Source organism: Bosea vestrisii, from assembly GCF_030144325.1.
GTDB lineage: Bacteria > Pseudomonadota > Alphaproteobacteria > Rhizobiales > Beijerinckiaceae > Allobosea > Allobosea vestrisii_A.
The window spans coordinates 2,802,239-2,829,042 of sequence record NZ_CP126307.1 but is presented as its reverse complement, the minus strand read 5'-3'; the positions used below and the strand labels follow the sequence as shown (position 1 = coordinate 2,829,042).

The following is a 26,804-nucleotide window of genomic DNA, read 5'->3' as shown; positions in this document are numbered from 1 at the left end:
CTGCACCATCTATCCGAGAAAACAAAATGACTACGACCGCCACACCCGAGCACCGCAGCTTCGAAGCCGACGTCTCCCGCCTGCTGCACATGATGGTGCATGCAGTCTATTCCGATCGGGACGTATTTCTGCGTGAGCTGATCTCGAACGCCGCCGACGCCTGCGAAAAACTGCGCTACGAGGCAATCGCCCAGCCTGAGTTGCTCGGCGAAGAGCCTAAGCTCGCAATCGCCATCGCGGCGGACGTCGAGGCAGGCCGGCTCGTCATCTCCGATAACGGCATCGGCATGAGCCGCGAGGAGATGGTCGAGGCGCTCGGCACTATCGCCCGTTCCGGCACACGCAACTTCATGGAGCGGATCAAAGCCGCCGAGGGTAAGGACAGCGCACAGTTCATCGGGCAGTTCGGCGTCGGCTTCTACTCCGCCTTTATGGTCGCTAGCCAGGTCGACGTCGTCAGTCGCCGCGCCGGCAGCGACGAGGCCTGGACTTGGTCTTCGGACGGCAAGGGCGAATTCACGGTGGCGCCAGTTGCATTGGAAGAGGCTCCCGCGCGCGGCACGCGGGTGACGCTCTTTCTGATGGATGACGCGAAGAGCTATGCCGAGCGCTGGACGCTGGAGCGCATCGTCAAGGAGCAGTCCCGCCATGTGCCGGTCCCGATCGTGCTCGTCGAGAAGCCGGGGGCGGAGCCGGCCACACTCGCTGACGGCGCCGCGCTCTGGACCAAGCCGAAGAGCGATATCTCGAAGGAGGAATACGCCGATTTCTATCGCAGCGTCGCGGGGCAATATGACGAGCCGGCTGCGACGATCCATTTCCATGCCGAGGGTCGGCATGACTACACCGCCCTCGCCTTCGTGCCAGGCGCACGCCCGCTCGATCTCTTCGACGCCGACCGCAAGGGGCGGATCAAGCTCTACGTGAAGCGCGTTTTCATCACCGACGAAGCCGAATTGATGCCGCGCTATCTGCGCTTCGTTCGCGGCATGGTCGACACCGCCGACCTGCCGCTCAACGTCTCCCGCGAGATGATCCAGGAGAGCCCGCTGCTAGGCGCGATCAAGAAGGGCCTCACCAATCGGATTCTATCCGATCTCGCAAAACTCGCCGAGCAGGATGCCGCGGCCTTCGCGACGATCTGGGAGAATTTCGGCGCGGTCATCAAGGAAGGGCTCTATGAGGATTTCGAGCGCCGCGCGCAGCTTCTTGACCTCGCCCGCTTTCGGACGACCGCTTCTGGTGAAGGCTGGAGGAGCCTGAAGGACTACGTCGCGGCCCTGAAGGCGAACCAGACTGCGATCTATTATATCGTCGGCGACGATGCCGGCCGGATCGCCAACTCGCCGCAGCTCGAAGGCTTTCGCGCACGCGGCATCGAGGTGCTGCTGCTGTCCGATCCGGTCGACGGTTTCTGGGTCTCGGCCGCACCTGACTTCGAGGGCAAGCCGTTCAAGTCGGTGACGCAGGGTACCGCCGATCTCGGTCTCATCCCGCTGCTGGACGGCGCGGCGTCTCCCTCAGCTGAGACGAGCGAGGAAGTCGGCGCTCTGCTTGCATCGATGAAGGAAGCCCTGGCGAACGAGGTTGCGGATATCCGAGCCTCGGATCGGCTCAATGAAAGCGCCGTATGCCTTGTGGCGTCCGACAAGGGACCCGATCGCCAGTTCGAGCGCCTGCTCAATGCTGCCGGCCGCCTCGACAGCGCGGCTAAGCCGATCCTGGAGGTCAACCCGCGTCATGCAGTGGTCGCGGCTCTCGCCGCTGCCGCGGATGGCGCGCTGCGCAACGACGTCGCACACCTCCTCCTCGATACCGCCCGCATCTTGGACGGCGAACGCCCGGTAGACGCGAACGCATTTGCCGAAAGGCTAAACCGGCTGGTGACGAAAAGCTTCGGCGGTGGATGAGGGGCGAACCAAGGAAACGCGTTGCCCATGCGCGCTGGTCATGAAGCCTCCCGCGCACCCCGTTCGCTGAGCTTTAAATGTCCGGTTCTAGGCCGGTTCTGAATGTCCGGTTGTGGCGCAACGCGGTTGAGATAACCGCCCCGGTTCGGTTCGCTGGGTATTGGCTGCTGCGCTCGTTAAGCTAGTGTGCACGTTCGCGTGCACGCTGCGGGGGGCGGTATTGGACGATCAGAACGGGTGGATTGAAGGCAGGCTTGCCGCCGCTGTAACGGAAGCGACGAGCGAAGCTCACGTGTTTCCGGCTGCAGTCGTCGTCGAGTTGCGCAAGCTGCTGTGGGGCCCCCTCCAGGAACCTCGGAAGCCAGCCGTGCTGGACGAGTTCGCCACAACACTCCGGGGCGCCGCAGCCAGAATAGACCTAGAGCTCAACGGTATACGACTCCACCGGCGGTAAGGTTGAATGCCGATGCAGCGCTCTTCAGTGGCGGCCGGAATAAGGGGCCTCCGCTGCGGGAATGGAGAGCCATAGAGGTCAGTCGCAGCCAAGGACTTCTAGTTGATCCTTGCCGGTGACGGAGAGCCGCCACAGAAAGTGCTTCCCAATCTCGGCCGGGGGGATGATGCCAACACCATTCCAGGTCGGATCGACATTTTTGACCTCAGATCCACGTTCGCGTCGTAGGTGAGATGCTTGCCGCGCTTCGGCAAAGCGCAGAGAGCGTTGCTCCGAAAGGTCAAGGTTATCCTGGCCGGGCAACTAGCGCCCACGAGCAGCGCCGATCTGCACGCGGCCGCGCGGCCGACGAGCCGATTTCTGCAGCGCGGTGCCGTCATCGCCGAGATGGTGAATTCGCAGAGCAGGGCGCTCCGGCAGTTTGACGGTCAATTCGAGCTTACCCCCACGGCTTCCACATAGCTGCGAAGCGTCGAGAGATACATGTCGGTCTGCTTCTCAATCTTAGAGACCGAAGGCTGCTTGATGTTAAGCGCGGAGGCGATGTCGGCCTGGGCCTTTCCGGCTATCTGGCGCAACTCGCGCAGGCCTTCGACCTCCTGCTTGAGCTCCCGATAGCGCACATCAATTGCGGCCTGCTCTTCCTGAGGTAGCGTCGCGATGAAGTCGTTCAGGTTCCGGCCCATCTCACTTTCCCTTCTTTACGGACTTCAGGCTTTCCAGATGCCCGGAAAACCGCGAATCCGCTCTTGAGATCAGCTTCCTATAGAATCGCTTCTGGCTTTCGCCCGACTTGTCTCCCCGCCACCAGCAAGATTGCTCTTCGTTCAGGATCGAAAGCGAAGGCTGCGCGCCATTCGCCATCGGCCGCTTCGAACCGCAGCTCCTTCATATTGGCGTGGCTCGACCCCTTGAGTGTATCGGCATGCGGCCGGCCAAGCTGTGGGCCGTAGTCCGACAGCAGCTTGGCGACCGCGAGCAATGCCTCGCGGACATCGCGCTCAAAGGCCAGAATCTCGCCCTGGAAGGCCGGATGGATTTGGACTTCCCACTCCATATAGCCTCTGGGCTATGTTCGGTCAATGGGAAGGACGCGCGGAGCGGCCGGCGATGCGGTGGTCGCGCGCCGGCAGCTATCGGCCCATGCATCGAGATCATCGACCGCGTAGCGGACCCATTTTCCGAACTTATGGAAGATGGGTCCGCCGCCGAGCGAGCGGTAGCATTCGAGCGTGTGCGCTTCGAGAGCGAGGTAGCGGGCAGCCGCCTCGGTATCGACGAACCGGATCGGTCCAGCGTCATCGACGAACCTGGCGCGACGCAGGATATCCGCCGTAGGCCACCGGCGCCGCTGGTTGGCGTCCTTACGCATGGCTCGCCTCCTTTGGTTCGTCGCGCTTGGTGCCAGGAGGGATGGCGCGGTTGTCGCCGGAGCGATGACGGAAGGGCCGATATGTTCCCAGCTTGGTGCGGGAGCTATACTGACCGTCGTCATAGCCGAGGGGTTTGCCGGTCGCGGTCAACACCGGCTCGATCGCCTCGACCTCGGGCGCCACCGAAGGCACGTCCACAACCGGTGCCGGCGTGGAGATCGGAGGCGGGGTCACCGGCTGACCACCGAGCAACGCCTGCCGCCGTTGGTTCACCGCTTCCGCCGCAGCTCGCACCGGGTCGTCCTCCGTGTGGACGTATTTCATGAACATTGTCACCGTCTTGTGGGCGGTGAGCGCCATGCCGACCTTTACCGGGATGCCGGAGTTGGCGATGTCAGTCGCCGAGCGATGCCGGATGCCATGCGTTCCGATATGAGGAAGCCCCGCACGCTCAAGGATGCGCCGCCAGCCCTGGTAATAGGTGTGCTTCGACATCGGCAGGTTGGGATCGAAGACGGACGGGCAGACGAACGGCGATTCCTCAAGGAGCGGCGCGGTCTCGAAGAGCCGCTGCGCTTCCGCACTCATGGGCTTGGACATGCCACCGGTCTTGCTGTCGGGCCAGACGACGCGCCGATTATCGTAATCGATCCACGACCATTCGAGCTGGAGGATCTCCGACATCCGCGCGGCGAATTCGAACTGCAGGCGGATGGCCAACAGGATGAACGGATGCTCAAGCCCCTCCGCCTCCGCGAGCGCGAGGTACGCGAAGAGCTTCTTCAGCTCGCCGTCGGTGATCAGCCGGGTCTTTCCCCGTTCCGGGAACTTCGGGACGTGGCGGCACGGGTTCGACCCGTCAGGGCGCATGCCCCAGACCTCGGCCATGTTGAACATCTTCCGCACGGCCGCGAGGACGCGGTTCGCGTTCGTCGGCTTCTTCGCCATCTTCTTCATCAGGTTCGAAATGTCGGCGCGGGTGACGTCGGGCACCTTCAGTTGGCCGAGCGCAGGGATGATGTAACGCTTGCCATAGCCGCGGTTCGACTCGACCGTGGACGGCTTATTGCGGGTCTCCGAGTAGTCGGTGATAAAACGGTCGAAGAGATCCTTGACCGTGGGCGCCTGTCGGGCCGTCGCCCGCTCGGCGCTGGGGTCGACGCCGCGGCGAACTTCGGCCAGCCAGTCCTGGGCGATCCCCGGGCTTGTTCGACGGTGATCTCACCATAGCGGCCGATAGCGGGTTTTCGGCGCTGTCCGTTGTGGGCGACATAGGCGACCATGAAAATCTTGCGGCCGGCCGGCGTGACCTTGACAAGGAACCCGGGTATCGCCGTATCCCGGAGTTCGTACTCGCGCTCCTGCGGGGTTGCGGCGTCGACAGCGGTCTTTGTGAGCTTGATTTTGGGCATTCCTAACCTCCGTTGAGGTCGGATTTCAGGTGCAACATAGGTGCACCTAGAAAGCCAACCGTAGCGTACGTCCGGCTAGGCATGTGTGATCCGAGAACCGAAAAAAGCTAGTGCTGACAATCGGTTATCGGGAAAACGGATACTGCCGGATACACAAAGGATAGGGCATCTGGGGTCTCTCAAAATCGAGTTCCGCAAGGAGTGCTGGTTCGATTCCGGCCAGGGGCACCAAACATCGCGCTCGATGCGCCGGCATCTCTTTCAGCCACTGTTTCTCCCAGCTCGGCTCGGAAAGCAGCCCCACCTCCATCGATCGAGGCGGGACGAGACGCCGAGCAAAAAAAAAGGGGCGCCGCAGCACCCCTTGATCGCATCTCGGGTGATCGTCCGGTCTGTGCGCGCTCAGATCACGCGGCGCGGGTCGAGCGCATCGCGCAGGCCGTCGCCGATGAAGTTGATCGACAGCACGGTCAGGAAGATCGCTGCGCCCGGGAACAGCGCCCAGTGCGGAGCGGTATCCAGATGGTCCTTGGCGTCGAAGAGCAGGCGCCCCCAGGTCGGGATATCCGGCGGGAAGCCGAGACCGAGGAAGGACAGCGTCGATTCCGCGATGATCGCCGAGGAGACCTCGATCGTCGAGGCGACGATGACCGGGCCGACCGCGTTGGGCAGGATATGGCGCGTCATCTGGCGGAACTTGGTGGCGCCCTGGGCCTTGGCGGCCTCGACGAATTCCTTCTCGCGCAGCGACAGGAACTGCGCCCGCACCAGCCGGGCGACCGGCATCCAGCGCAGGCCGCCGATGACGACGACGATCAGGATGAAAACGCCGCCCTCGACGCCGAAGACCGCCTTCAGCTGCTCGCGGAACAGGTAGATGATGAGCAGCAGCAGCGGCAGCTGCGGCAGCGACAGGAAGAGGTCCGTCACCCACATCAGTGCTGGGTCGGCGATCTTGCGCGACATGCCGGCCGAGGCGCCGATGACGACGCCGACGATCGTCGCGACCACCATCGCGGCGAGGCCGACGGCGAGCGAGATGCGCCCGCCATACATCATCCGCGCCAGGATATCCTGGCCGAGATCGTCGGTGCCGAACGGATGAGCCAGCGACGGGCCCTGGAGCTGGGCGGAGAAGTCGATGTCATTGATCGGGATCGGCCAGAGCCATGGGCCGACGACGACGCCGAAGATCAGCATAGCCAGGATGACGGTGCTTGCCATCGCGAGGCGATGGCGGCGGAAGCGCCGCCAGGTTTCGCGACCGGGCGAGACCGATACGTTTCCCGCGGCGGCGGCCACGGCCGGATCAGCCGAAGGAGATGCGAGGGTCGAGCCAGCCATAGAGCAAATCCGCGATGAGGTTGAAAAGGACGACCAGGCAGGCGAAGACGAAGGTGACGGCCATGATCACGGGCGTGTCGTTGGCGAGGATCGCGTCGATCAGCAGCGAGCCGATGCCGGGAATCCGGAAGATCTGTTCGGTGACGATGGCGCCGCCGAAGACCGCCGGCATCTGCAGGGCGACTAGGGTGACGACCGGGATCAGCGCATTGCGGGTGATGTGCCGCAGCGTGACGGTCTTCTCGCCGAGCCCCTTGGCGCGTGCCGTGGTGACGTAGTCGAGTCGGATCACGTCGAGCACGGCCGAGCGGACATAGCGCGTATAGGACGCGGCCTGAAACAGGCCGAGCACGGTGATCGGCATGATCGCCTGGCGGAACATCTCCCAGTACCAGCGCCAGCCGCTCGCGGCGATGTCGGAGCGGTAGACGAAGGGGAACCAGTCAAGCTTGATCGAGAACAGCAGGATCAGCAGCAGGCCGGTGAAGAAGGTCGGCAGCGAGAAGCCGACGAAGGCGAGCGTGTTGGCGATCTGGTCGAAGACCGAATAGGGCCGCGTCGCCGCGTAGATCCCGACCGGCAGCGCAATGCACAGCGCCAGGATCTGCGAGGTGCCGACGACGAAGAGTGTGGTCGGCACACGCTGCAGGATCAGGGTGTCGACATTGATGCGGCTGGCGAAGGAGAAGCCCCAGTCGCCCTGCACCATCGCGGAGAGCCAGCGCAGATAGCGCACCATGATCGGGTCGTTGAGACCGAAGCTGGCACGCAGGGCCTCGCGCACCTCGGGCGGGACATTCGGATTCGTCGCCATCTCCGAGAATGGATCGCCCGGCGCCATCGCCAGGACCGTGAACAGGATCAGGCTGATGCCGAGCAGGCTCGGAATGGCGATCAGCAATCGCCGCAGAAGATAAGTCGCCATCTGGAATTCCCGTGAAGCGGGGTGTCGCCGGAGCATGCCGCGCGAGCTGATGGCGATAAGACACCATTGGCCGAGGCGGTTGGAGCGGAAGCGGCAGAGGGCCGCTCGCGGACGGTATCAGTCGTCCGCGAGCGGTTTAGCCTGCGTCAGCTGCGATACCAGGCGGCCACGTTCCAGGTGTCGACGTCCCAGCCGCTGTGATCGTGCATCAGGTTGGTCACCGAGGCGGCGACACGGGTGCGCGAGAGCAGTGGCAGGATGACGTTGGCTTCACAGAAGATCTCGTCGACCTTGATCAGCAGCGCAGCGCGCTTGGCCGGATCGAGCTCCTTCTGGGCAGCCTTGTAGGCCTCGTCGGCCGCCGGGTCCGAATAGCGCGAGACGTTCCGGCCCAGCCATTTGTTCTCCTTGTTGGCGATCTCCCAGGAGGTGAACTGGTTGAGGAAGCGCTCCGGATCGGGCTGCGGCTGGGTGGTCGTGTACATCTCGATGTCGACATAGAGCTTGGTGTAGGTGTCGGGGTTCGCCACGTCGGAGGAGAAGAACACCGACGCCGTGACCGACTTCAGCTCGAGGTCGATGCCGGCCTTCTGGCAAGCCTGCTTGATGATCGCCTGCGTCTTCTGGCGCGGGGCGTTGATCGAGGTCTGGTAGACGTATTTGAGCTTCTTGCCGTCCTTCTCGCGGATGCCGTCGGCGCCGCGCTTGTAGCCGGCGTCGTCGAGGATCTTGTTGGCCTTGTCGACGTTGAACTCGTATTTCAGCTTCTGCGATCTGAACTGCTTGGGCTCGTTGACGAAGCTCGCCGTCGCGGTGCCGCCGCGGCCATAGATGAACTTCTGGATCGAGTCGCGGTCGATCAGCAGATTGAACGCCTGGCGCACCTTGGGGTCCGACAGGGTCGGATGCTTGGTCTTGATGCTGGAACGCTCGCCGTCGACCTCGGTCCACGGGTCGGTGGTATTGAGGATGATGAACTCGATATCGCCCGACGGAACCGCGCTGATCTTGCCGCGGCCGCCGGTCTCCATGCGCTTCAGGACTTCGTCCTCGACCTGCAGGTTCCAGGCATAGTCGAACTCGCCGGTCTGCAGCACGGCACGGGCGGCCGAGACCGCGTCGCCGCCGCCCTTGACCTCGATCGTGTCGAAATGCGGCTGGTTCTTGACGTGGTAGTCCTCGTTGCGTGTGCCGGTGAGGATGTCGCCCGGCTTGAAGTCGGCGAACTTGTACGGGCCGGTGCCGACCGGCTTCAGATTGGCCGGGGCCTCACGCGACTTGGCGCCCTTGTACTCGCCGAAATGGTGCTTCGGCAGGATCTGGCCGACGACGCCGACGAAGGGATCGGCCCAGAATGGGGTCGCTTCCTTGAAGATGACCTTGACCGTGTGGTCGTCGACCTTCTCGACCTTGATGTTGGTGTAGGAGCCGGTGGTGTAGGCGGCGGTCGCCGGATCGGCGGCGTATTCCCAGGTGAAGACGACGTCGTCGGCGGTGAAGGGCTTGCCGTCATGCCATTTGACGCCCTGCTTCAGCTTCCAGGTCACCACCTTGCCGTCTTCGGAGAGCCCGCCATTGGCCCGGGTCGGAACCTCGGCGGCGAGCTGAGGCGTGAGGTTGCCTTCCTTGTCCCAGCCGGCGAGCGGCTCGAAGAAGATGCGGCCGGCGATCTGATCCTTGGTGCCGCTGGCGAAATGCGGGTTGAGCAGCGTCGGCGCCTGCCAGAGCAGGATCTTGAGAGGCCCGCCGCCGCCGGCCTTGGTCGGCTTGTAGGCCAGCGAGGCCTGCGCCATGGCGACGTCGTTCCAGGCCAGAATCTGCGAGGCGATCGGCGCGGTGATGCCGACGGCAGCCAATCGCTGAATGAAGGCGCGCCGCGAAACAGCACCGTCCTTCACGCCCGCAACCAGCTCGCGCAACTTGTGTTCATCCATCGTTGATCCCCACTGCTGATGTCGATCGGTCTGATCCGAACGAGGCCTTCGCCTCTTTTTTCTTCGTCAGGGGCGGCAGCAAGACATGTGCCACAAAAAGCGTCAACAGGGGTCGTGAAGCATCGCCGCCTTTACGTGGCCGCCAAGGGGTCGGGACGCTCCCTCAACATCGCTGGTCGGCCGCCCTAAAATCGCCGCCCCGCCCCCGCTCTGTCTTGCCTCATGAGTCGGTCCTTTCCGGCAGTCGAGGAGACAGAACATGAGGGCACACGCCATCATCGTCGCGGCCAGCATTCTCGGGTTCGTTCCGGCATCCGCCGAGGAGCTTCCGCAGCGCAAGGCCGGATTGTGGGAGACCAAATCGAAGGGCGCCGAGGGCGAGACTGTCGCCAAGCAATGTGTCGGTCCAGGAACGGACCGCGCCATGCTGGGCGGCATGACCGGTGGTGCCTGTTCGAAAGTCGAGGTCAAGAAGACCGCGACCGGCTATGCCGTCGCGACGGAGTGCACGATCGGCCAGGTCAATGCGGTCGGCAACAGCCTTGTCACCGGCGATTTCCAGGCGACCGTCCGCACTGAAGGCACCACCAAGCTCACCGGCATGCCCGGACAGCCCGGGCCGGTCGAGCGCAAGCTCGTGGTCGAGGCCAAGCGCGTCGGCGATTGCGGGCCGGGTCAGAAGCCGGGCGACATCATCCTGCCTGACGGCAGGGTGATCTCGATGCCGGGGGCGGGTGCCAAGCAATAGCCGCGGTGTCGGCTCAGCCGCATTCACCAGCAATCACGCTCGGACTGCCTCGCTGCCTCAAAGGCGGTTTGACTGAGCACTCGCGGGCAGGCGAACTGGCCACTTGTGATAGCGCGAGCGATCGCGCTCATCCACCACCGATATCCGATGCTCTCATTCGTTTGCATGATGTCGGCAGCTTTGATCAGGTGCCAATTTATTTCACTCGCACATACATGATTGGCGAGCCCATTTCGCCATCGTGTAGTTGACGGATCAGGCCTTATTCGAAGTTGCGGTATTGCGCACACTGCGCCCGTCGAGAAACACTTCCCGTAGACTAAGCTCGCCAGCATTTTGGCGTTCTGAGTTCGATGGTCGGCCCTCAGATCAAATCAAAACTCCAATCGAATCAGATGGCGGCAGATCCAAGCCCGGATGTCAAAAATAGACTTAAACAATGCCTAGAGAGTGATAAATTCAATATTGGATCGCATAGTCAGTCGAATAAAACGCTGTCTGCTACAATCTTGATATTGCAGCGATCCCTCAACGTCATCAGGGACAAGTTCCGCTGGGGCGTTGGCCCCGATGGGACAACGCCGGGAATGCCCCGATGCCCCGAGACGGGCATTTATGACGAAGGCACTAAGGCAGCAGTCAAATGGTACAAGGAGTTCAATCAGATCCTGCGGCCGCACCAGAAAACGGCTGACACAATCATTGGACGCATGACCATCACTCAGATCGACAACGATCTGTTGGCCAGCGTACCGAAGCCCAAGCCGAACCCGTCTCCGAATCCTAGCGCGGGCGGCTGGACGTTCAGTGTTCCAACACTTCCTCTAATCGTGAAGAAGGGAGATCATCAGGCGGACAAGGATGATCTGAGCACGGCTGAAACGGACGCTTCCGCCACGAAGAAGGCGCATCGCGTCATCTGGCTCATGACGACACATAATCCGCCTAAGGGGCCAGCTGAGTATGAGCGGTTGTGGAAAGGAACCGCCGGTATCGGCGGCAGCAATGCAGCGGAAATGGCGCAGTTCCAGATCGATAACTCGTCATCACCGCCTCAGCTGGAAGGCGATCGCATTTTCGGCGAGGGGCATTTCTGGTCGACGCGGATGAAGAAGGATAAGGGCCTCATCAAGCCTCACGAAAAGCTCGTCGGAGAAGTGACACGTGTCATCTCCGAAATGGCCGATCACCAGCGAAAATTTGCTGACATCTCGGCTCTTCGCATCGGATCGCAGCCCTCGACGCTTGAACGACATGCGGTGATCATCGATTTCAGTTTCAAGAACGACAAGGAGCGCGTGTTCGGTGGCCCGATGGCCTTCGGTTTCGGAGCGATTCAAGGGCTCAGAGTCAATCTGATCGAATTCGTCGGACAACCTGATGGCACCTACAAGGGAATCCTGCAGTATGAGGTGTTCGATCACTATGGCGCCGATAGCCATGATTGGATTGATCATGGTCAGGCCGCGCAGTATCTGCTGCAGCGGGGGCTGATCGACGGGCAGGACAAGACAAAGTACCGCCCGTTTGTGTCGAAGATCATTGCTAACATGCCATTCGAAGGGGATGTCCGAATGGCGATTAAGCAGGCTGCGGTGCCGCATCTTCAACTTCGCGAGTTGAGAAAGGCGCTGGCTTATCGTGCCCGGCTTCTCCCCGGCGGCAGGGCGCGCATCTAGCGTGGCAGGCCGGAACTCTTCTGCCGCGAAGCTGGCCATCGCGAAGGTGCGAGCGGCTCCGCTCAGCCCGGTTCTCCCGCAATCACGCCCTTGCGGAACAGGAAGCAGCCATAGGGGCGGGGGTCGCCGACCTGCACCACGGCGAAGGCCTGCTTCGCCGCTTCGTAGAAGGCAAAGCGCTCGATACCGGCCAGCGGTTCGGTGCGGCCAAGCGCGCGGTCGAGTTCGGCCTGGACCTGGCCCTGGACGTCCGGGATCGCGGCGGCATCGTCGACCACCAGCATGCGCCGAGCCGGCTGCGACTCGAACTCGTCGATCGGCAGCACCGAGAGGATGGCGCGCGCCGCCCGCGCCATGGAAAGACCCGGCAGGCGCACCAGCCGACCGCTCGTGGTGGCGCGCGCGATCTTTTCCGCCGGATGATTGGCGTCGACGAGGGCAAGGTCGTCGCCATGGCCCATGGCGGCGAGCACCCAGAGCAGGTCGGCGGACAGGACCGGGTCGATATCCTTGAGCATGTCACTGACGTCCGCGCTGCGAGAGGTAGAGTTTTGCGGCATTGCCGCCAAAGACGGCAGCGCGTTGCGCCTCGGTGAGGCCGGCGAGGAGAATTTCGGCAGTCTCGAGCCATTGTGCATAGGAGGCACGCAGCGTCACCACCGGCCAGTCGCTGCCGAAGATCAGCCGCTCCGGCCCGAAGACGGCGAGGAGATGCTCGACGACCGGCCGAAGCGCCTCCAGCGTCCAGTCCGGGCCAGCTTCGGTGGCGAGGCCGGAGAGCTTGCAGGTGAGGCCCGGATGGGCGGCGAGCGCCGACATACCGTCCCGCCAGCCAGTAAGATCGCCGGCGATGAGGTCAGGCTTGGCGCCATGGTCGATAACGCAGGCGAAGTCCGGCTGACGCTCAAGGACCGTCAGCATCGGCGCGATGTGGCGCGGCTTCAACAGCGCGTCGAAGACGAGGTGGTGCGCCGTCATCGCTTCGAACGCCGGGGCCAACGCGGATTGTGCCAGCCAGTTATCGTCGGCGATGTCCTGCACCATTGGCCGTAGGCCAACGAGCAACGGATCGCTGGCGAGGGCAGCGATCCGTTCGGCGATATCGGGCGCGTCGAAATCGGCCCAGCCGACGACGCCGGCAACGAAGGGCGTCCTTGCGGCGATATCGAGCAGGAAGGCGGTCTCGGCCTCAGTCGGTGCGGCCTGGACCAGGATGGTGCGGTCAATACCGTGCTGCGTCAGCAGGGGAGCAAGGTCGGCAGGGCCGAAATCGCGATGAATCGGGCCTAGCGCCGGCGTCAGCCAGCCATAATCGCCGCGGGCGAGGCTCCAGAAATGCTGATGGGCGTCGATGCGCATGGCGTCAACCTGGAACCGGGACATCGGCGCCGAGCAGACCCTCGGCCTTCAATTCCGTCCAGAGCGCAGCCGGAACCTTGGCCGCGAGCTCGGCCACCTGATCCTCGACCTCTTCCGGCTTGACGGCGCCCATCACCAGGCTCGCCACCGCCGGGTGGCCGAGCGGGAATTGCAGGGCAGCGCGCCGCAGCGGCACGCCATGACGGGTGCAGACCGCTTCGATCGCCGCGACGCGGGCGAGGATATCGGGCGGCGCCGGCTGGTAATTGTACTTGGCGCCAGTGACCGGCCCAGTGGCGAGGATGCCGGAGTTGAAGACGCCGCCCAGCATCAGGCCGATGCCCTTCTTCTGCGCCAGCGGCATGAAGGAGGCGAGCCCCGGTTGCTCCAGCAGGGAGTAGCGCCCGGCCAGCAGCATGGTGTCGAAATCGCCGGCATTGGCGAAGCGCTCGCACATCTCGGCTTCGTTGACGCCGACCCCGATCGCCTTGACCGCGCCGGCCGAGCGCAGCCTGTCGAGCGCCCGATAGGCGCCGGCCATCGCCTCGGAAAAGCGGGTCTCGATCTGGTCGGACCCGTGCGTCCAGACGTCGACATCGTGGATCAGGACCACGTCGATGTGGTCGACGCCGAGGCGCAACGCCGACTGCTCGAGCGAGCGCATGGTGCCATCGTAGGAATAGTCGAAGCGAAGTCCGTGCGGTAGGCCGCCGAGATAGCCCGAGCCGTCGCCGCGACCGGCGAAGGGCTCGGCGACGCGGCCGACCTTGGTCGAGATCACCACGTCCTTGCGCCCCGAGCGGCGCAGAGCCGCCCCGATGCGATGCTCGGAGAGGCCATGACCATAAAGCGGCGAGGTATCGATGAGATTGACCCCGGCTGCGAGCGCCGCCTCGACGGTCGCGACAGCGCCCGCCTCGTCGAGACGGGCGAAGAGATCACCGAGCGGTGCGCCGCCGAAGCCGAGCGTCGTGACCTCGAGACCGGAGCGGCCGAGGGGGCGGGAAGCAAGCGTGGAAGTCGTCATCGGGGGCCCGGTACTCGGTCGCGTTGCATCACTATGTGCACGCCAACATGTCAGCTTGCAACCGTCTTCGATCCGCACTAGCCTGCGCTCCATTCCCGCGGCTTGGCAATGGAGAGCCTGCTTGCCGGAACGGGATCAAGACGGCCGGCAACGGCCGCATCAGTCCAGGGAGGACGTCCATGACCGATATTCTCAAGCCGACGCGGCGTGGCCTGCTGCGCGGCGCCGCCGCGCTCGGCGCGACCGGCGCGATCGCCTCGCCTTTGGTGCTGCGCGAGGCACGCGCCCAGGCCGCCTTCAACTGGAAGCGCTTCTCGGGCCAGTCGATCGATGTGCTCCTGGTCAAGAATCCGCGCTCCGACCTGATGCAGGCGGCCGAGAAGGAATTCACCGAGCTCACCGGCATCAAGGTCTCGGCCGAGCAGGTGCCGGAGCAGCAGCAGCGCCAGAAGGCGGTGATCGAGTTCGCCTCGGGCAAGCCGAGCTTCGACGTCAGCGGCATCTCGCTGCATGTGCAGAAGCGCATGGCCGCCAAGGGCAAGTGGTTCGAGGACCTGCGGCCCTATATCGCCGACGTCTCGCTGACCGCACCTGATTTCGACTTCGCCGATTTCGGCGCCGGCCCGGTCGCCTATGCCCGCCAGGCCGATGGCGCGCTGGATACCATCCCGTTCTTCGTCGATTACTGGATGGTCTACTACAATAAGGAGCTCTTCGACGCGAAGGGCGTGGCCTATCCCAAGACGATGGAGGAGATGGCGACCGTCGCGGCCAAGCTGCACGATCCGGCCAAGGGCATCGCCGGCTTCGTCTCGCGTGGCCTGAAGAACGCCAACGTCCCGGTCTGGGCCAGCCTCGTGCTCGGCCAGGGTATCGAGACGACCTCGCCGGATGGCAAGCTGCTGACCGACACGCCGGAAGCGATCTGGGCGGGCGAGCTCTACAAGAAGCTCAACAAGGAATCCGGTCCGGTCGGCCAGGTCGGCTTCAACTGGAACGAGTGCCAGACCACCTTCATGCAGGGCCGGGCCGCGATGTGGCTCGACGGCATCGGCTTTGCGACGCCGCTGGAGGACCCGTCCAAGTCGCGCATTGTCGGCAAGGTCGGCTACGGCGTCACACCGCCGGGACCGAAGGCGCACCATGCCGGCATGTTCGCCGACGGCATGGGCATCTCGCGCGGCTCGCAGAAGAAGCAGGCGGCCTGGCTCTATCTGCAGTTCATGACCAACAAGGCCAATCAGATTGCGATGCTGAAGGCCGGCGCCGGCGCGCCCGGCCGCGCCTCGGCCTATCTCGACAAGGACACGATCGCCCAGTCGAAGTTCGGCGCGCAGTATTTCGAGTGCCTGCTGAACTCGGCCAAGATCGCCCGCGCCGCGCTGCCGCAGATCGTCCCGGTCACCGAGTTCCGCGACGTCTTCGGGGTGGCGCTGACCAATGCGATCGGCGGCGCCGATGTCGCGGCCGAATTGAAGAAGGCGACGGAAGCCTTCGCGCCGGTGCTGGTCAAGAGCGAGCAGGGCTGAGGGCTGACCGGCTAGTCACGAGAAGCGTCATGGTCGGGCTTGTCCCGACCATCCACGTCTTCGCGTCGCTAGTCGAAGGCGGTGTCCAAGACGTGGGTGCTCGCCACAAGGGCGAGCATGACAGGTGAGTTTCCAGAGCAACAGATGACCAGCACCACCTTGCCAGCCAGCAGCCTTGCGGCCCCGAAGCAGATCCCTGCGGGGGGTTCGGCGGATTTCACGCCGCGCTATTGGCTGTTCTCCCTGCCGGCGGTGCTGATCATCGCTGGCGTGATCGTCTTCCCCTGGCTGTTCACGCTCTACATGTCGAGCCAGGACTGGAAGATCGGCGGCGGGCCGGAATTCGTCGGCCTGCAGAATTTCGCTGAGCTCTTCCGCGATGCGCGCTTCATCGAATCGATGGGGCACACCTTCTATTTCACCGTGCTCGCCGTCGTGCTGCCGATCCTGTTCGGCACGGCTGCGGCGCTGGTCTTCCATCGCGAGTTCCCGTTCCGCGGCCTGCTGCGCACCATCTTCGTGATGCCGATGATGGCGACGCCCGTCGCCGTCGCGCTGGTCTGGACGATGATGTTCCACCCCCAGCTCGGCGTGCTGAACTACCTGCTCTCGCTCGTCGGGATCGGCCCGCAGGCCTGGGTCTATTCGCCGAATACCGTGATCCCGACGCTGATCCTGGTCGAGGTCTGGCACTGGACCCCGCTGGTGATGCTGATCGTGCTCGGCGGATTGGCCGGTCTGCCGCGCGAGCCTTACGAATCCGCGCTGATCGACGGTGCCAATGCCTGGCACATGTTCCGCCACATCACGCTGCCGCTGGTCTGGCCCTTCATCATGGTCGCGATCGTGATCCGCACCATCGATGCGCTGAAGGCCTTCGACACGATCTTCGTGATCACCCAGGGCGGGCCGGGGACGGCGTCCGAGACGCTCAACATCTTCCTCTATCTGCAGGCCTTCCAGTTCTACAAGATCGGCTACGCCTCCGCCGTCGTGGTGATCTTCTTCGTGATCATCATCATGCTGTCGCTGCTGCTGCTCTATGCGCGCCAGAAGTCGAAGTGGAACGCGTGATGAAGCGGCTCCTCTCCAAGCTCGGCTTCTACGCCTCGGTCTTCGTGCTGGTCTCGCCGGCGGTGCTGGTCTTCCTCTGGATGATCTCGCTCTCGTTCAAGAACGAGCTCGACAACACCGCCTTCCCACCGGTGTTCATCCCGAGCCCGCCGACGCTGGCGAACTATGTCGACGTCTTCGCCAAGAATAACTTCGCGCTCTATCTCTGGAATTCCATCCTGGTCACGGGCGGTGCGGTGCTGATCGGCCTCGCCGTCGGCGTGCCGGCCGGCTACGGGATCGCGCGCGGCAAGGCGCACAAGTTCGCCATCCTGATCCTGGTCGCGCGGATGACGCCGGCACTGTCCTATCTGATCCCGCTCTTCCTGCTGTTCCAGATCACCGGGCTGGTCGGCACGGTGACGGCGCTGGTGATCACCCATCTCGTCATCACCATCCCGATCATCGTCTGGATCATGATCGGGTATTTCGAGAACGTGCCGATGGAGCTGGAGGACGCTGCCCGGATCGACGGCGCCACGACCTGGCAGGCCTTCCGCCATGTCGCGCTGCCGCTGGCCCGGCCCGGCATCGTCGTCGGCGGCATCCTCGCCTTCATCTTCTCCTGGAACAACTTCATCTTCTCGGTCGTGCTCGGCGGCAAGGCGAGCCGGACGCTGCCCTCGGCCGTCTACAATTCGCTGACCTTCGAGCAGATCTCCTGGGGCCCGCTCGCGGCCGCCGCCCTGCTCGTCACGCTTCCCGTCCTGCTGCTGACCGTCCTCGCCCAGCGCGAGATCGTCGCCGGCCTCTCCGCCGGAGGGTTGAAGGATGGCTGACATCGCCTGCCCAACCTCTCAGTCGAACATCTCACGGAAAGACGCTTCGCAATGGCTCTGAACCCCAACCGCTTCGGCCTCTCCTGCGCCATCACCACGCCGATGCGGGAAGGCGGCGCCGTCGACCTGCCGCGGCTCGTCCACCATGCCAAGCATGTGCTGGCCAATGGCTGCGATAGCGTCACGCTGTTCGGCACGACCGGCGAGGGCGCGGCGCTCGGCAGCCCGGCTCGCACCGCCATGCTCGGTGCTTTGGTCGGCGCCGGCATCGACCCGGCCAAGCAGATCTATGCCGGCGTCGCCGCCGCCTCGCTGCACGAGGCGGTCGATCAGGCGCAGACGGCGCTCAATGTCGGTGCCAAGGGCCTGCTGGTCGCGCCGCCCTTCTACTTCAAGGGTGTCAGCGACGAGGGCCTCTATGCCTGGTTCTCGCAGTTCTTCGAGAAGCTCGGGGCTTCCGCCCGCAACACCATCCTCTACCACATCCCCTCGGTGACCGCGGTCGACATCTCTGTCGGGCTGGTCGAGCGACTGAAGAAGGCGTTTCCGGGTGTCGTCACCGGCGTCAAGGATTCCTCCTGCGACTACCCGACGACCGAGGCCTTCCTGAAGGCGCATGGCGAGCTCGCCATCCTGGTCGGCGACGAGCGCCTGCTCGGCCGAGCCGTTCGTGCCGGCGCGCAGGGCTCGATCTGCGGTGCTGCCAACCTCGTGCCGCATCTGCTGCGCCCGATCGTCTACGAGGGCGCCGAGGATGCCACGGTGAACGCGCTGGTCGACGAGATCTGCTCCTATCCGGTGCTGCCGGCGGTGAAGGCGCTGGTCGGCCATCTCCATGGCGATGCCGGCTATGGCCCGATGCGGGCGCCGCTGGTTGCGCTCGACGAGGGCCAGCGCAAGGCGCTGTTCGCCGCCTTCGACCGGATCACCCGAGCGAAAGCCGCCTGAAGGAGGACGCGATGAGCCAGCCCGATCCGGACCGCGACGGCGAGCCGCTGAAGCTCAGGGAGCGGGCCTATGCCAGCTTCACCGAGCGGCTGCTCGCCCGCGAGATCCGGCCGGGCCAGTTCGTCACCCAGCGCGAGCTCGTCGCGATGACGGGCTTCCCGCTCGGCGCGATCCGCGAGCTGATCCCGCGGCTAGAGGCGGAGGGACTGATCAAGACCGTGCCGCAGCGCGGCATGCAGGTCGCCCATGTCGACCTCAACCTGATCCGCAACGCCTTCCAGTTCCGCCTCTTCCTCGAGAAGGAGGCGACGGCGGCCTATACCAGGAACGCGACCGACGCCGAGATCGCCGAGCAGCGCGAGCGGCACGAGGCGATCATCCGCCGGGCCGAGGCCGGCGGCGACGAGACGTTGATCGAGGATGCCGAGGATGTCGACCGGCTGATGCACGAGATGATCATCGATCATCTCGACAACGACATCGTCAGCCAGGCCTTCCGCGTCACCTGGCTGAAGATAAGGCTGATCCGGCAATACGAGACGCGCATCCAGAACCACATCCTGATCCCGGTGATGCAGGACCATCTCAAGATCATCACGGCGATCGAGGCGCGCGATCCGGAAGCGGCCGCAGCGGAGATGAGCGCGCACATCAACAACGCCCGAACCCGGGCGATGAGCTACTGACCACGATCAGGCGCCGATCGAGACAAAGGCGCTGGAACAGCGAGCCGGAAAACCGGCCGCGCAGGGAGGAGAACGACGATGATCAAGCTGACGAAACGCGCCTTTCTCGCGGGCTCCGCTACGGTCGGCGCCACGATAGCGATGCCGAGCGTGCTGCGGGCGCAGGCGACGGTGATGCGCTGGGGCGAGATGCTGCCGACCACCCATCCGCAGGTGCAGATGGTCGATCGCATCGCCAAGGAGGTAAAGGAGAAGACCTCGGGCCGCGTCGACATCCAGTCCTTTCCGGCCGGCCAGCTCGGCTCCGGCAAGGACATGATGGAATCGGTCGCTTCGGGCGCGCTGACCATGACGACCGACGGCGCCGCCGCGCTCGGCTCGTTCCTGCCGCAGCTCTCGGTGGTCGAGGCGCCCTATCTCTGGCGCGACCCGGCCCATATGAGCAAGGTGGCCAAGGCGCCGGTCTTCACCCAGATGAACGAGGAGCTGATCAAGAAGCGCGGCCTGCGCATGGCGGCGGTGACCTATTACGGCAAGCGCCACCTGACCACCGGCTCGAAGGCGGTGAAGAGCGCCGCAGACGTCGCCGGCCTGAAGCTGCGCGTGCCGCCGGTCGACACCTTCCGCGCCATGGTCGAGGCCTGGGGCGCCAAGGCGACGCCGGTCAACTTCAACGAGCTCTATCTGGCGCTGAGCCAGGGCGCGGTCGATGGCCAGGAAAACCCGCTGCCGACCATCCACAGCGCCAAATTGCAGGAGGTGCAGAAGCACCTCATCCTCACCGGCCACATCATCACGCCGCGCCTCATCGTCATCAACCAGGACTTCTGGAAGGGGCTGAAGGACGCTGACCGGACAGTCCTCGAAGCCGCGATCGCCAACGGTGTCGCCTGGCAGGATGCGGAACTCACAAGCCAGGAGGGCAGCCTGGTCGCGACCCTGAAGGCCGCGGGGATGAGCGTCACGGAACCGGACCTCGAAAGCTTCAGCAAGCCGGTGCTCGCCACGCTGCCCAAGCAGTTCGAGAGCAAATGGGGCAAGGGCACCTGGGACGCGCTCGCGGCGCTGTGAGCGACCTGTCGCTTCACCGTCATGGTCGGGCTTGTCCCGACCATCCACGTCTTCGCGTAGCTGATCGAACGCGATGTTCAAGACGTGGATGCTCGCCACAAGGGCGAGCATGACGGCGCGCCTCCCTTTCGAATGGCATCAAGGCTGAGGTCGGTCATTCCGTGAAATCCCTCGTCACTCTCACAGATCGCCTCGTGCGCGCCGCCGCGGTCGGCTTGTTATTGGCGTTGCTAATCGCCGTGCTGCTCGGCGTCGCCTCGCGCCAGCTCAACGCTCCGCTCGCGTGGACCGACGAGCTCGCGCAGTACCTCCTCGTCTGGACCGGCTTCGTCGGCTGGATCATAGCGGCGAGGCGGCGCTCGCATATCCGGATCACGGTCTTCGCCGACCTCCTGCCAAAATCGGCGGGGCGACTGCTCGAAATCGTGACGCAAGCCGCGATCATCCTCTTCGCCGCGATTCTGGTCCGCTACTCTTTCGGCCTGATCGAGCGGACCTGGGATGTCGAATCGATCGCGCTGCCGGTTTCGAGCGCGGCGCTTTACGTCGTGATGCCGCTAGCTGGCCTCGCGCTGATCCTGCAGGCACTGGCCGAGATCGGCGACGTACTCGCCGGCCGCAAGATCGAGACTGCCGAGCCGGGGACGCAGCCGCTATGAGCACCTTGATGCTGCAGATCCTGCCGGTCTGGTTCATCGCCCTGCTGATGGGCGTGCCCCTCTTCGTCTCGATGGGCCTGGCCGCGGTTGCCTTCGCCTTCTTTGGCGGCTTCCCGCTCGGGATCGTGCCGCAGAAGATCGCGCAATCGGCCAACTCCTTCCCGCTGCTGGCGGCGCCCCTCTTCATCCTGATGGGCAACATCATGAATTCGGCGGGGATCACCGACCGGATCTTCGCCTTCGCCACAGCCTGCGTCGGCTGGCTGCGCGGCGGGCTCTGCCACGCCAACATCCTCGCCAGCGTGATCTTCGCCGGCATGTCGGGCTCGGCGGTGGCCGATGCCGGCGGCGTCGGCACGCTCGAGATCAAGGCGATGCAGGACGAGGGTTACGACGCCGAGACGGCGGCAGCGATCACGGCCGCCTCCGCCACGATCGGGCCGATCATCCCGCCCTCGCTGCCGATGGTGATCTATGGCGTCTCTGCCGATGTCTCGATCGGCGGGCTCTTCCTTGCCGGCGTCATCCCGGGCCTGCTGATGGCGGGCGCGCTGATGGCGATGGTGGTCTATATCGCCAGGAAGCGCGATCTGCCGCGCCATCCTTTCCCCGGCGCGGCACAGCTCTGGGTCGCCTACAAGGAAGCGCATTGGGCGCTGATGACGCCGGTGATCCTGTTCGGCGGGATGATGGCCGGTATTTTCACCCCGACGGAGGCCGCGGCGGTCGCGACCGCCTATGCGATCGTGCTCGGCCTCTTCGTCTATCGGAGCTTCTCGCTCAACGACCTGCCCGAGTTGGTGGTGCAGACGGTCGAGACCACCGGTGTCGTGCTGGCGCTGGTGATGACAGCCGCGGCACTCGGCTGGTGCCTGTCGATCTCGCGCATCCCGCAGACGGTCGGGCCGATGCTGGTCGACCTCGCCGGCAACCCGTTGATGTTCCTCCTAATCGTCAATCTGCTGCTGCTCTTCGTCGGCTGCTTCATGGAAGCGCTGGCGGCGATGCTGATCCTGATCCCGATCCTGACACCCGCAGCGGCGCAGTTCGGCATCGACCCGATCCAGTTCGGCCTGATCTTCGTGCTCAACCTGATGATCGGCACGATCACGCCGCCGGTCGGGGTCGTGCTCTTCGTCACCTCGAAGATCGCCAAGATCTCGTTCGAGGCGATGTCGCGCGCGATCGTGCCCTGGCTGATCCCGCTGCTCGCGGTGCTGGCCGCGATCACGCTGTGGCCGCCGCTGACGACCTGGCTGCCGAACCTCGTGCTCGGCAGATAGCGCGAGCTCACACCGTCCGCGTCACCTTCGAGAGGTGGGGCGGACGATCGGGGTCGAGGCCGCGACTCTCTGCCAGCGCCGCGACAGCGCCGTAGAAGGCGCGAACCTGTGCCAGCGGCAGCAATGCCGCTGGCAGGTCTGGTGGTAGTGGCAGGTTCTCTTCTGAGCCGGCACCACTGCCGGCATAGCGCAGATCGGCGCCGAGGCCGGTGAAGGCGGTAGCCGCGGCGCAAACGCTCTCGCTGCCTTCATCGCCCGGATCGAGCGCCAGCGCCGGGAAGCCGGGCCCGACCAGTGCCAGCGGTCCGTGCAGCACCTCGGCGGCGCTGAAGGCCTCGGCATGGATGCGGCACGTTTCCTTGAACTTGAGCGCGATCTCCTGGGCGATGCCGAAACTAAGGCCCCGGCCGATCACATAGAGGCTGCGAGCCTCGCGCCAGGACAGCAGGGCCGGCTTCCAGTCGCAGCATCCGGCGGCGTCGAGCACCTCGGGCGCCTGCGTCAGGGCAGAGGACAAGGCTTCGTCCCGTGCCCATTCCGCTGTCAGATGCAAGAAGGCGAGGCAGGTGGCGAGGAAGCTCTTGGTCGCGGCGACGCTGCGTTCGGGCCCCGCTCGTAGCGGCACGAGCATGTCGACCATGCCGGCGAGGGGGGACGTCTCGTCGTTGACGAAGCCGACTACGAATGCCCCGGCCCGCTTCGCAGCCTCGGTCAGCAGCAGCGCATCGGGGCTGCGGCCCGACTGCGAGACGGCGATGAACAGGGCGCGAGAGAGGTCGAGTTCGCCGCCATAGACCGAAGCGAGGCTCGGTCCCAGCGAAGCGACGGGCAGGCCGAGCGCCCGCTCGATCAGGTATTTGCCATAGGTCGCGGCATGGTCGGAGGAACCGCGGGCGCAGGTCGCGACGAAAGCCGGCCGCTTGATGCGCAGGCGCTGGACGAGATCGGCGATGATCGCGCCATTCTCGGTGAATTGGCGGCGTGCGACAGCGGCGGCTTCCGCCGCCTCGCAAGTGAGCAGGGCGTCAGCCATGGCGGCGCAAGGGCCCTTCGAGCAATTGATCGGCGATGAGAGCGACCTGGCGCGGGTCCAGCTTGCGGCCGGCGCCGCCGACACTCTGGACGGAGAGCGTACCACAGGCGATGCCTTGGGCGAGGGCGCGTTCGGGCATCCTCCCGGCGAGCCAAGCTGAGAGGAAGCCGGCGTTGAAGGCGTCACCTGCGCCGGTCGTGTCGAGCACCGCCTGGCAGGGTGCGGCGGGAAGCGTAAGGCGCTCATTGCCCTGATAGAGGCGGGCACCGGCGCCGCCATCCTTGATCGCCACCAGCGAAAAATGCCGGGCGAGCCGCCGGCCTGCCTCGTCGAGATCATCACAGGCCGCGATCGCGCGGGCTTCGGATGCATTCGGCAGGAAGACATCGACGCCGGTGCAGCGCGCGACGAGGTCGGGCGAGCGGATCAGCGTGTCGTCCCAGCTCGGATCGAGCGAGACGCTGAGGCCATGATGCCTGGCGTCGGTCACCAGAGGCGGGATCTCGGCCAGCGTCGCGAATTCGGCGATATGGAGGTGGCAGGCGCGGACATCGCCGAGCGCAGCGGGAAGCGTCGCCGGACGAGCGGAGCCGGCGCGCCGGGAGAGGAAGGCGCGCTCGCCGTCCCGCACCATGGCGACAGTGAGCTGCGGCCCGGCATCGACGGCACGCTCCAGAAAGGCGAGATCGACGCCGCTGCCCTCAAGCGCGGGCAGAAGCGATTGTGAGAACGGGTCTTCGCCAAGACGTGCAAGCAAAGCGGCAGCACGGCCGAGCCCGACGAGATGGGCGGCGGTGATGAAGCCGCCGCCGCCCGGCACGACCGCGACCTCATCGGCGAAGCGTTCCTCGCCGAGGCGCGGCATCGCGTCCAGCCCGCGGAAAACGAGATCGCAATAGAGTCGGCCGGTGCTCAGCACGAGCCCGTCCGGCCGAGATAGCCGGGAGGTCACAAGGCGCGCTCGCTCTTGGCGTCGAACAGGCGCAAGCCTGAGGCCGGGGCGCCGAGCCTGACGGCGCTGCCGACGGCGGGCGGGTGCTTGGCCGAAGCCGAGGCGAGCAGCAGCCCGCCTTCAGCCTCGACATGCACGAAGGTCTCCGGTCCGAGCGGCTCGACGACCGCGACCGTGCCGGAGAGGACGAGGTCGGCGCCTTCGCCTTGCTCCAGCACGCGCAGCTCCTGTGGCCGGACGCCGACGAGGATGTCGGCCGGCAGTGCGCCGGACCAGGGGAGTGGGGTTTCACCGAGCTGCAGCGTGCTGCGGCCAGCCTCCGCCGTCGCCTTTGCGGGAACGATGTTCATCGTCGGCGAGCCGATGAAGCGGGCGGTGAAGACATCCGTCGGCTTCTCGTAGAGCTCCATCGGCGCGCCGACCTGGAGGATATGGCCGTCGCGCATCACCACGATCCGGTCGGCGAGCGTCATCGCCTCGACCTGGTCGTGGGTGACGAAGACGATGGTGGTGCCAAGCCGCTGGTGCAGGCGCTTGATCTCGAGCCGCATCTGCGCGCGGAGCTGTGCGTCGAGATTGGAAAGCGGCTCGTCGAACAGGAATACGGCGGGATCGCGGACCATGGCGCGGCCGATGGCGACACGCTGGCGCTGGCCGCCCGAAAGCGCCGAAGGGCGGCGCTCCAGCAGCGGCGTCAGGCCCAGTACCTCGCCGACCTCCTCGACGCGCTTGCGCTTAGCGGCCTTGTCGAGCCCGGAGGTGTAGAGGCCGAAAGCAATGTTCTCGGCGACGCTCATATGCGGGTAGATGGCATAGTTCTGGAACACCATGGCGATGTTCCGCTCTTTCGGCTCGAGCCGGTTTACGACCTGGCCGCCGATCGAGATCGTGCCGTCGTTGATGTCCTCGAGCCCAGCGATCATGCGCAAGGTCGTCGACTTGCCGCAGCCGGAGGGGCCGACGAAGACGACGAACTCGCCATCCTCGATCGTCAGGTCGATGCCGTGTACGACCTGCGTCGCGCCATAGCGCTTGACCAGCTTGTCGATCGCGATCCCGGCCATCAGGCGGCTCCTGCGAGAGCGGTGAAGGCGGTATCGAGCTCGCGGCGCGCGACTTCTTCGCGCTTGGCGATAATGCTGGCGGCGTCTTCGGCTGCGGTAAGCTCGGCGCGATAGAAGGCGAGCGCTTCGCCCAGTGCCTTGGGACCCGGTCCGCCGAAGCGCTCGCGCAGGGCGACGAAGTTCTCGGGCGAGACGGCGGTAGCGAAGTCCTCGCGCGTCAGGGTCGGTTCGCGGCTGGCAACGTGGCGGAAGGCTTCGGCGAAGGGCTCGTAGCCATCGCGCGGCAGGTCGCCATCTCTGGCGACGACGGCGCGCGCCACCGCCGAGGCGACTTCATGGGCGGCGCGGAAGGAGAGGTTTTCTTTGCGTACCAGCGTATCGGCGAGTTCGGTGATGGTGATGCAGGAACGCCGGATGGTCTCGGCGACACGGCGGCTGTCGACCGAGAGCGCCGGCAACAACGCTGCGAGGAGATCGAGCACGCGCCCACCGCTCTCGAAGCTCTGGTAGCCGGCTTCCTGGGTCTCGCCCTCTGAGTCGTTCATGTCGGTGAACGGCGTGTTGTGGACGACGTCGCGCACGAGCCGGGCGCGGCTCACCGTTTGCGAGGCGAGATGGCGCAGATGCTCGATCGGCACCGGATTGCGCTTCTGCGGCATGATCGAGGAGATCTGCACGAAGGCATTGGGCACATAGATCTGGCCGACCTCGAAGGCGGTCCAGAACTGCAGATCCTGAATCAGCCGGCCGAGATGCAGGAAGACCAGCTCGACCGCGCTGAAGACGCCGGTGACGTAATCAACCGCAGCGATGCAGCCATAGGAGTTCTGCAAGGGCGCCTTGAAGCCGAGCAGATGCGCGGTGCGATGGCGGTCGAGCGGGAAGCCCGAGGTGGTGATCGCGGCGGCGCCGAGCGGGCAGAGATCGAGAAGCTCGCGCGCCTGCACCACGCGCTGATGGTCGCGCAGCATCACCTCGATCGCGGCCGAGAGGTAATGGCCGAGCGTCGAGGGCTGGGCCGGCTGGCCGTGGGTATAGGCGACGATCAGCGTCGCCTTCTCCCGCTCCGCCAGCGTCAGCGCAGCGCCGATCAGGGCGCGCAGCTGGCTGGCGAGCTTGTCGAGCCGGGGCTTCAGCGCCAGCTTGAACAGGGTGTGCTCGATGTCGTTGCGCGAGCGGCCGGTGTGCAGCCGGCCATTGTCGTCGGCTTTCAGGCGTTTGCGCAGCTCCGCTTCGACCAGGAAGAAATAATCCTCGACCTCGCCGGTATAGGTCAGCGTCGCCGGGTCGATCTCGCGCTCGATCTCGCTCAGGGCACGTGCGATGCCGGACGCCGTCTCGCGCGACAGGATGCCGGTCTCGGCCAGCATGACGAGATGGGCGCGGTCGACGGCGCGGAAGCCCTCGACATGATGGGTCTTCACCGCGTCGAAGAGCGGGCGCAGCACCGTCTCCTTGTAGACCGGATCGGGGAAGACGGTGCTGTCGCTGGTGCGCGGATCGGTGTGGGCGGTCATCGCAT

General features: G+C 65.0%; 24 protein-coding genes and 1 pseudogene. 11 read left to right on the top strand and 14 right to left on the bottom strand.

What is annotated here, in order from left to right:
* Nucleotides 1–26: 26 nt before the first annotated feature.
* Nucleotides 27–1,910 carry a molecular chaperone HtpG gene (gene htpG, locus QO058_RS13965; protein ID WP_284172652.1) on the top strand — a complete coding sequence of 628 codons (1,884 nt, stop codon included), beginning with the start codon at nucleotides 27–29 and terminating at the stop codon, nucleotides 1,908–1,910.
* An 882-nt stretch (nucleotides 1,911–2,792) separates the two neighbouring features.
* Here the strand turns inward: htpG and QO058_RS13960 are convergent.
* From QO058_RS13960 to QO058_RS13930, 7 genes and pseudogenes are all read right to left on the bottom strand, one after another.
* Nucleotides 2,793–3,050: an XRE family transcriptional regulator gene (locus tag QO058_RS13960; protein WP_432212051.1), complete on the bottom strand. Its 258-nt coding sequence runs from the start codon at nucleotides 3,048–3,050 to the stop codon at nucleotides 2,793–2,795.
* A gap of 77 nt (nucleotides 3,051–3,127) precedes the next feature.
* Nucleotides 3,128–3,421 (bottom strand): type II toxin-antitoxin system RelE/ParE family toxin, encoded by a 294-nt coding sequence (locus tag QO058_RS13955; protein WP_432212050.1) that lies wholly within the window; start codon nucleotides 3,419–3,421, stop codon nucleotides 3,128–3,130.
* A 12-nt stretch (nucleotides 3,422–3,433) separates the two neighbouring features.
* Nucleotides 3,434–3,736 carry a MerR family transcriptional regulator gene (locus QO058_RS13950; RefSeq protein ID WP_284172650.1) on the bottom strand — a complete coding sequence of 101 codons (303 nt, stop codon included), beginning with the start codon at nucleotides 3,734–3,736 and terminating at the stop codon, nucleotides 3,434–3,436.
* Nucleotides 3,729–5,149 (bottom strand): annotated as a pseudogene (locus QO058_RS31415) (tyrosine-type recombinase/integrase). Before QO058_RS31415 ends, QO058_RS13950 begins: the two are co-directional and overlap by 8 nt.
* A gap of 402 nt (nucleotides 5,150–5,551) precedes the next feature.
* On the bottom strand, nucleotides 5,552–6,493 hold the full coding sequence (locus tag QO058_RS13940) for an ABC transporter permease (protein ID WP_284172649.1): 942 nt from the start codon (nucleotides 6,491–6,493) through the stop codon (nucleotides 5,552–5,554).
* Nucleotides 6,459–7,418, bottom strand: a complete 960-nt coding sequence (locus QO058_RS13935; RefSeq protein ID WP_284172647.1) for an ABC transporter permease — start codon at nucleotides 7,416–7,418, stop codon at nucleotides 6,459–6,461. The genes QO058_RS13940 and QO058_RS13935 overlap by 35 nt, the downstream gene beginning before the upstream one ends.
* A 146-nt stretch (nucleotides 7,419–7,564) precedes the next feature.
* On the bottom strand, nucleotides 7,565–9,352 hold the full coding sequence (locus QO058_RS13930) for a peptide ABC transporter substrate-binding protein (protein WP_284172646.1): 1,788 nt from the start codon (nucleotides 9,350–9,352) through the stop codon (nucleotides 7,565–7,567).
* Between the two features lie 259 nt (nucleotides 9,353–9,611).
* On the opposite strand from QO058_RS13930, the gene QO058_RS13925 reads away from it, so the two are divergent.
* Nucleotides 9,612–10,100: a DUF3617 domain-containing protein gene (locus QO058_RS13925; protein ID WP_284172645.1), complete on the top strand. Its 489-nt coding sequence runs from the start codon at nucleotides 9,612–9,614 to the stop codon at nucleotides 10,098–10,100.
* Nucleotides 10,101–10,453: 353 nt separating this feature from the next.
* The gene (locus QO058_RS13920; RefSeq protein ID WP_284172644.1) at nucleotides 10,454–11,779 is read left to right on the top strand and encodes a hypothetical protein; all 1,326 of its coding nucleotides are present in this window, start codon (nucleotides 10,454–10,456) and stop codon (nucleotides 11,777–11,779) included.
* A 62-nt stretch (nucleotides 11,780–11,841) separates the two neighbouring features.
* Here QO058_RS13920 and QO058_RS13915 read toward each other — a convergent pair whose 3' ends face one another.
* Genes QO058_RS13915 through QO058_RS13905 form a run of 3 tightly spaced genes read right to left on the bottom strand, consistent with a single transcriptional unit; the run spans nucleotide 11,842 to nucleotide 14,165 of the window.
* On the bottom strand, nucleotides 11,842–12,297 hold the full coding sequence (locus tag QO058_RS13915; protein WP_284172642.1) for an RbsD/FucU family protein: 456 nt from the start codon (nucleotides 12,295–12,297) through the stop codon (nucleotides 11,842–11,844).
* Nucleotide 12,298: 1 nt separating this feature from the next.
* Entirely contained in the window at nucleotides 12,299–13,138 is an 840-nt protein-coding gene (locus tag QO058_RS13910) for an amidohydrolase family protein (protein WP_284172641.1), read from the bottom strand.
* 4 nt (nucleotides 13,139–13,142) lie between these two features.
* On the bottom strand, nucleotides 13,143–14,165 hold the full coding sequence (locus QO058_RS13905) for an aldo/keto reductase (protein ID WP_284172639.1): 1,023 nt from the start codon (nucleotides 14,163–14,165) through the stop codon (nucleotides 13,143–13,145).
* Nucleotides 14,166–14,344: 179 nt separating this feature from the next.
* Here QO058_RS13905 and QO058_RS13900 point away from each other — a divergent pair, with 179 nt between their 5' ends.
* The 8 genes from QO058_RS13900 to QO058_RS13865 all read left to right on the top strand — a co-directional run bounded on the left by QO058_RS13900 (nucleotide 14,345) and on the right by QO058_RS13865 (nucleotide 22,233).
* Nucleotides 14,345–15,694, top strand: a complete 1,350-nt coding sequence (locus tag QO058_RS13900; RefSeq protein ID WP_284172638.1) for an ABC transporter substrate-binding protein — start codon at nucleotides 14,345–14,347, stop codon at nucleotides 15,692–15,694.
* Between the two features lie 144 nt (nucleotides 15,695–15,838).
* Nucleotides 15,839–16,768, top strand: a complete 930-nt coding sequence (locus QO058_RS13895; RefSeq protein ID WP_284172636.1) for a carbohydrate ABC transporter permease — start codon at nucleotides 15,839–15,841, stop codon at nucleotides 16,766–16,768.
* Nucleotides 16,768–17,586, top strand: coding sequence for a carbohydrate ABC transporter permease (locus QO058_RS13890; protein WP_284172635.1), 819 nt, complete (start codon nucleotides 16,768–16,770; stop codon nucleotides 17,584–17,586). Before QO058_RS13895 ends, QO058_RS13890 begins: the two co-directional genes overlap by 1 nt.
* A gap of 51 nt (nucleotides 17,587–17,637) precedes the next feature.
* Complete coding sequence (locus QO058_RS13885) at nucleotides 17,638–18,534, top strand: dihydrodipicolinate synthase family protein (RefSeq protein WP_284172633.1); 897 nt, start codon at nucleotides 17,638–17,640, stop codon at nucleotides 18,532–18,534.
* An 11-nt stretch (nucleotides 18,535–18,545) separates the two neighbouring features.
* The gene (locus tag QO058_RS13880) at nucleotides 18,546–19,220 is read left to right on the top strand and encodes a GntR family transcriptional regulator (protein ID WP_284172631.1); all 675 of its coding nucleotides are present in this window, start codon (nucleotides 18,546–18,548) and stop codon (nucleotides 19,218–19,220) included.
* Nucleotides 19,221–19,298: 78 nt separating this feature from the next.
* Nucleotides 19,299–20,291: a sialic acid TRAP transporter substrate-binding protein SiaP gene (locus QO058_RS13875; RefSeq protein ID WP_284172629.1), complete on the top strand. Its 993-nt coding sequence runs from the start codon at nucleotides 19,299–19,301 to the stop codon at nucleotides 20,289–20,291.
* A gap of 161 nt (nucleotides 20,292–20,452) precedes the next feature.
* Entirely contained in the window at nucleotides 20,453–20,950 is a 498-nt protein-coding gene (locus QO058_RS13870; protein ID WP_284172628.1) for a TRAP transporter small permease, read from the top strand.
* Nucleotides 20,947–22,233 carry a TRAP transporter large permease gene (locus QO058_RS13865; protein ID WP_284172626.1) on the top strand — a complete coding sequence of 429 codons (1,287 nt, stop codon included), beginning with the start codon at nucleotides 20,947–20,949 and terminating at the stop codon, nucleotides 22,231–22,233. The genes QO058_RS13870 and QO058_RS13865 overlap by 4 nt, the downstream gene beginning before the upstream one ends.
* A gap of 7 nt (nucleotides 22,234–22,240) precedes the next feature.
* On the opposite strand, the gene QO058_RS13860 is transcribed toward QO058_RS13865, so the two are convergent.
* From QO058_RS13860 to argH, 4 genes are all read right to left on the bottom strand, one after another.
* Entirely contained in the window at nucleotides 22,241–23,266 is a 1,026-nt protein-coding gene (locus QO058_RS13860) for an SIS domain-containing protein (protein WP_284172625.1), read from the bottom strand.
* Nucleotides 23,259–24,131 carry a carbohydrate kinase family protein gene (locus QO058_RS13855; protein WP_284172899.1) on the bottom strand — a complete coding sequence of 291 codons (873 nt, stop codon included), beginning with the start codon at nucleotides 24,129–24,131 and terminating at the stop codon, nucleotides 23,259–23,261. Before QO058_RS13855 ends, QO058_RS13860 begins: the two co-directional genes overlap by 8 nt.
* Nucleotides 24,132–24,214: 83 nt before the next feature.
* A complete protein-coding gene (locus QO058_RS13850) occupies nucleotides 24,215–25,282 on the bottom strand; it encodes an ABC transporter ATP-binding protein (protein ID WP_284172623.1) in 1,068 nt (355 codons plus the stop codon).
* Nucleotides 25,282–26,799: an argininosuccinate lyase gene (argH, locus tag QO058_RS13845; protein ID WP_347976475.1), complete on the bottom strand. Its 1,518-nt coding sequence runs from the start codon at nucleotides 26,797–26,799 to the stop codon at nucleotides 25,282–25,284. Before argH ends, QO058_RS13850 begins: the two co-directional genes overlap by 1 nt.
* Between the last annotated feature and the right edge of the window lie 5 nt (nucleotides 26,800–26,804).